Source organism: Pseudoruegeria sp. SK021 (genome assembly GCF_002119405.1).
Classification (GTDB): Bacteria; Pseudomonadota; Alphaproteobacteria; order Rhodobacterales; family Rhodobacteraceae; genus Meridianimarinicoccus.
On the sequence record NZ_MTBG01000074.1, the window covers coordinates 1 to 5,049 of the forward strand.

A 5,049-nucleotide genomic window follows, 5' to 3' on the forward strand; every position below is an offset into this window, starting at 1 on the left:
TCTCCTCGTCGCTCCAACGGCGTCGACGTTCAAACCCAAGTATCTCACCACGCATCACTGACCCCACCTAAGACACGTCGCAAAGGACGTCGTTAAGCACGTATCTTAGCAAATCATCCGGAAATCAGGCAGGCGGCCACAATGGAGCGGTTACGCCCAAACTGCACGCTCGCGTCCATCTTCAACCAGGCGCACGGCCTCCGCAATATCAGAACCAGCAGCGTTACTGGGGCAGTCAAGCAAGATTTTGGCAGTCTCAAGCGCCTGTCACAAATTCAGCGGCATCTGGGGCGCAACCGTCGCCTCAACCGTCGGCGCTCCTTCCCCATAGACTGATCCAAGACCCCCACGGCTTCCACCTTGGGAGGTTTTCCAACGCAGGTCGTAGTCGCGACAAACTGCTCCGTCACGCCGCGACCCGCATCAGAAAACCTTCACCAGTCCTGCCTTTCACCGACGTTCAGGACACTGCGATGCAGCTTTCTGTAAGCTGACTTTCAGTCGATCGCGATCAGCTTAAGAAATTCCGTTTCTCCCAAAATTCTAATTTCATGACCATCACGCTGCAGTTCTTCCGCACGTCGATGTTTACTACTTTTATTATGTCCTGCTAACGTCGACATATCTTGGTCACCGACGATCAGCAGCGTTACCTTCTTAGAAACGCCTGTTTTGACTGTGATCCCAGCTCCGGCAGCAAAAGTAGCTGCTTCCACACGCGACATCGCTAGTTGCCCTGTAAAGCACGCAACATGACCGTAAAGTGGACCATTTTGATTGCCTGAAACAGCGACTGAAGTTTGGTATTTCTGTTTCCTTGACCTTGCCAGTTCCGAGAAGTCTTCACCTGTTACCGTTTCTGCCAAAAGAACAACTTCAGCAGCTGCGCGAGCATCCTCTTCAGCGTTGTGATGCTCAAACTTTAGATCCAGGTGAGTCTTCAAGCTAGCCAAGCCGTGACCGCCATTGCCTTTCAGTTCTGGCCAGGCTTTACGTGCAATTTGAACGCTATCTACCCAAGTCGCTCTCAGTTCTGGAACGCCATAGAATTTACTGGCAGCGTTGAACGCCTGCTTGTCAAAATTACTGTGTTGTACAAGTATGTGTCGCTCTAGCAACGGCCGCAAGAATTGTAGGACTTCCTCGAACGAAGAAGCGCCTTTTACTGTTGTTTCGTCAATGCCGTGCAGATTGACATTGAAATGTTCAAAACCTTGTTCAGGGTCAACAAGGATGCTGATGGTTTTGATGTCACCATTAGTGGCCACCATTGCTAATCCGACTTGGCATATGCTGCTATGTTGCCGATTTGCGGTTTCGACATCTAGGGCCACAAATCGATAAGTCTGTTCCAGAAAAACTTGAAAATCAATTATGATGCCTCTTTCAGGAAGCGTGTGGGGGGGAGAAAACGCACCTTCATCTAACAAATCAGCGTGGATTGAAGGGGAAGAAATTTCCGCTATGCTGAGCGCATAAGTCTCACCGCTCTTTATCCTAGATATCTCCCCGGATTTCACTAGCCAGGCGACTAGGTTGCTGACATGACGACCATCATTCTCGTCGAGTTCCACCTTAACATTGTTTTGCAGCAAGCCTGGCTTGGATGAGACAAGTTGCCGAATGCGATCAAAAAGTTCTAAAGACTTTAGATGTTTCACGGCGTCAGGCCTATACGTCTCTAGGTAGTCGAACTCTTCTGTAAGATCGCGAACTTTCAAAAGCCCTTCAATGTCCCCGGTTAAGGCCATCATAGTGCCGCCTTGCTGCAACGCTGGAATACGGAGCTGCAGGCGCTGTCCATCTCCCCTAGGGTCGCTCAACCAGTCTCGGAGCGGGGCGATACTCAAATGGGCTGCTTCTGCAGCCTCGACATATCGTTTCTCGGAGATTGCGCTTTGCAATTTCTCAAGTAGAGTAAAGTAATCGCCATCAGGCATCTCGACGGACATCGCTTCTAGTCTGTCCCTGCTATCCAGCTCGAAATCTACTACGCTGGCAGCCTCTGTCGAATGCAGCTGTTTGACATTTGCATGCGGAGATCGTGTGGCGCTTTTCACGTCACCAGTAGCTTTCGGACCGCCTAAAAATCTTTTGAAAATGCCAAACACGCTGTCCTCCGAAATAGCATCCAAATAATATCCAACACTTAAATTCCTCTCTTCGAGGCACCAGCTCTAGCTAGGAACCTTCTGATTTCTCCAAGTTGCCAACACTCCCGCAACATCCAGTTCAGTAGGTTCTTCACTCCATAAGGCGGTGAAAGATGCATCGGCGCTGTCAGGGGTGGGGTTAGGTTTATCAACTTTAATGCGAGTGGGCATAATCATAGAGTCGCCTATGAGGATCGCTTCGCCACGTCTCAAAGAGGAGAACATCGATGTTATTCCTCGTACCGAGTCTGGTAGCAGATTACGGACATATGCTTGGTCATCTGGGTTCGAAATTCGAAGGCACAAAAAGCTTCCACACTGCGACAAAATTGTGGACGACATCTCTCTGGGCCGCTGGCTGATCACCGTGAGGCTAATGCCGTATTTCCGACCTTCCTTGGCAATTCTTTCAGCGGACTCTCTCGGTGCTTGATTTGACGCAGAGTCGCTCAGATAGATGTGTGCTTCATCTGCAAATATCGAGATCGGAAAGCGCGAACCTTTGAGACGGCTATGCCAGTAAGAGAAATCAAACAAGCATCTCAATGTTAAGGAAATCAAAGAGCCCCTAACATCGAAAGGCACTGGACTGAGGTCAAGAACGACAATCTTCTTGCGATTTGAGTTTTCCTCACCAAGCAGCTTGCGGAATAGGTCATCCATTGAGGCGCTGGTATTATATGTCTGAGGTTTAAAAATAAGGTCGTAACGTCGGTCGTTTAGCCGTGACTCAAGCCGCATAAGAAGGCGAGTAAACTGCCCGTGAAGCGGGCCTTTAACTTTTTTGGTAGAACCTTGAACCATCTCGATATCAAGACGTGTGAATTCGTCGATAATTTCCGTGAGGTCGAAGTACACTGGTGTGTCGATGGTCACCTTTTCCAATTCAAGAGCGGCATTCTCAGGATGGTTTTCCTTTGCAGCCTGCAAAAGTTCCTTAAACTTTGCGTTCTGGTTTGGAGCACTGGACTCGGCCCGATCTATCATTAGAGACAGGATTTCTTCAGCGTTCATCAACCAATATGGCATTTCAATATCAGTGGCCGAAATGATTTCAGCTTCGTCACCAAACGCCTGAGCATACTCACCATGTAGATCTAGGAGTAGTACTGTGGACTGAGGAAAGGCTGCGATCTTCTGCAAAACCGACGCAACTGTCCAAGATTTTCCACCACCGGTTTGACCTAAGATGGCGGCATGACGGCTAAGGAACGCATCAAGGTTCATTTTTGCATCTTGCTCTGGAAGGAGAGATAGTTTTCCTAACGAGAAGTCGCCTTCTGCAAAGCTAGTATAGATGCTGTTGATCGTCGATGGCAGTACCGCGAAAACCGGCGCATTTACCGTTGGTAAAACATTGGTTCCTCGCTCAAATTCTCCGGATGCATCCATAGTTCCAATCGGTATCGTTACGAGTTGTCTCAAGACCTGATCCACAACAAAATCTCCTGCAGCGACTGTTGCTTTAACTTCAGTCGCTCCAATATTGGCCTCCCTCATCCGAGTTTCTGTAACCAAGCAAAGCAAAGTACCATTGGGCAAAGACAATTCTACAAACGAACCAGGTTGGCCTATTAAGATATTTACTGGACCGTCGGGTGTAGCGACATCCACTGCCATCTCTTCGGGGACACCAACGTCATTCTCACCATCGAAATCCATTAGTGCGACGGCTATCGTATCACCTTTGACCTCAATCACTTTTCCGATCTGATGTTTCAAATTCTACCCCCTAAAAAAGTTCAACAAACTTACTGAATTTCCATGCATCGCTACTCTCGGCATGCTCACGCCCACCAATCACTTTTTTGTCCTTGCAAACATGGAGTACATTTGGCCTAGCGCGTAAATCACTAAGGCCTTGTGGTTCGACTTCGCAGAAATTGGAGAGCGATATGCCTCCAGATGAAATATGGGGAGTCATCAAGCTGTCATTAATGTGACTGTCGCCAAAGCTAAAACCCGATGAGATAAGGTATTTACAGCGGCCACTTAAGATCGAGTTTGAAACATGAAAGAGGCGATCATACGGGCGCGACAAAGTCTCAATCACTTTGGTCCGCCTCGGTAGGACCATGCACCTGGCATCCTGGTCGATAATAGCGCTTGGAGCTGCTTCGAAAATTCGATTGTCTCGCCGGTACCAGGACACCGACCCGTGAAGCTTTAACAAGCGAATTGTTAAGCCATTTTCTGGCTTGAAAGTTGAACCCGATGTCTCGCCAGACACCATCGAGAATTCTAGCTCCGAAAAATGCCGAGTTGTGGCACCGACAAAACCATTCACCAATTTCAAGCCAACTTCGGCGCAGGCATCCTCAATCAAGAGGTCATAGTTTGTCGTAAAGAACCACACGTTTGTTGGACGCTCATAAGCTCTTGATTTTAGGCGTTGTAGGAACGCTACTTGATTGGAAATGTCAGGCTTCGTAACGCCCAGAATTACATCTCGGACCAACTCTCGTATTTTCTCTTTGAGCAGCTGATATTTTTGGAGAGGGTTGTTCGCATGATAAGCAATCACCAAATCTGAAATTTCTTCGATGTTGGGCAGTCCGTTTGCACCATCATAGGTCAAGTCAGAGGCAGAAAGTACTTCATCCATCGCGGCGCGATCGTTTCCAGTAAGCGCGCCAACTACAGATTTTGTGAGCCCTGAACCGCGCCGGGTTTGCCGGAGGCTGAATTGTCTTAGTTACGCGGCCATATCTGATCTTTCCATAGCAGCATAGAAGTTTGCTTCTGCCTCAGCGGGCGGGATATTCCCGATAGGTTCCAGCAGGCGGCGATTGTTGAACCAGTCGACCCATTCGAGGGTGGCATATTCGACGGCTTCAAAGCTGCGCCAGGGGCCACGGCGATGAATGACCTCAGCTTTGAATAGGCCGTTTATCGT

4 protein-coding genes are annotated in these 5,049 nt (G+C 48.7%); all 4 read right to left on the bottom strand.

What is annotated here, in order from left to right; translation table 11 throughout:
• Positions 1 to 497: 497 nt before the first annotated feature.
• Positions 498 to 2,111 (bottom strand): exonuclease domain-containing protein, encoded by a 1,614-nt coding sequence (locus tag BV911_RS20145; RefSeq protein WP_240512363.1) that lies wholly within the window; start codon positions 2,109 to 2,111, stop codon positions 498 to 500.
• 66 nt (positions 2,112 to 2,177) lie between these two features.
• Positions 2,178 to 3,875 (bottom strand): ATP-binding protein, encoded by a 1,698-nt coding sequence (locus BV911_RS18345; protein ID WP_086055000.1) that lies wholly within the window; start codon positions 3,873 to 3,875, stop codon positions 2,178 to 2,180.
• Between the two features lie 10 nt (positions 3,876 to 3,885).
• A complete protein-coding gene (locus BV911_RS18350) occupies positions 3,886 to 4,758 on the bottom strand; it encodes an SIR2 family protein (RefSeq protein ID WP_086055001.1) in 873 nt (290 codons plus the stop codon).
• Positions 4,759 to 4,848: 90 nt separating this feature from the next.
• A partial coding sequence (locus BV911_RS18355; RefSeq protein ID WP_139840022.1) for an IS3 family transposase occupies positions 4,849 to 5,049 on the bottom strand: 201 nt, incomplete at its 5' end.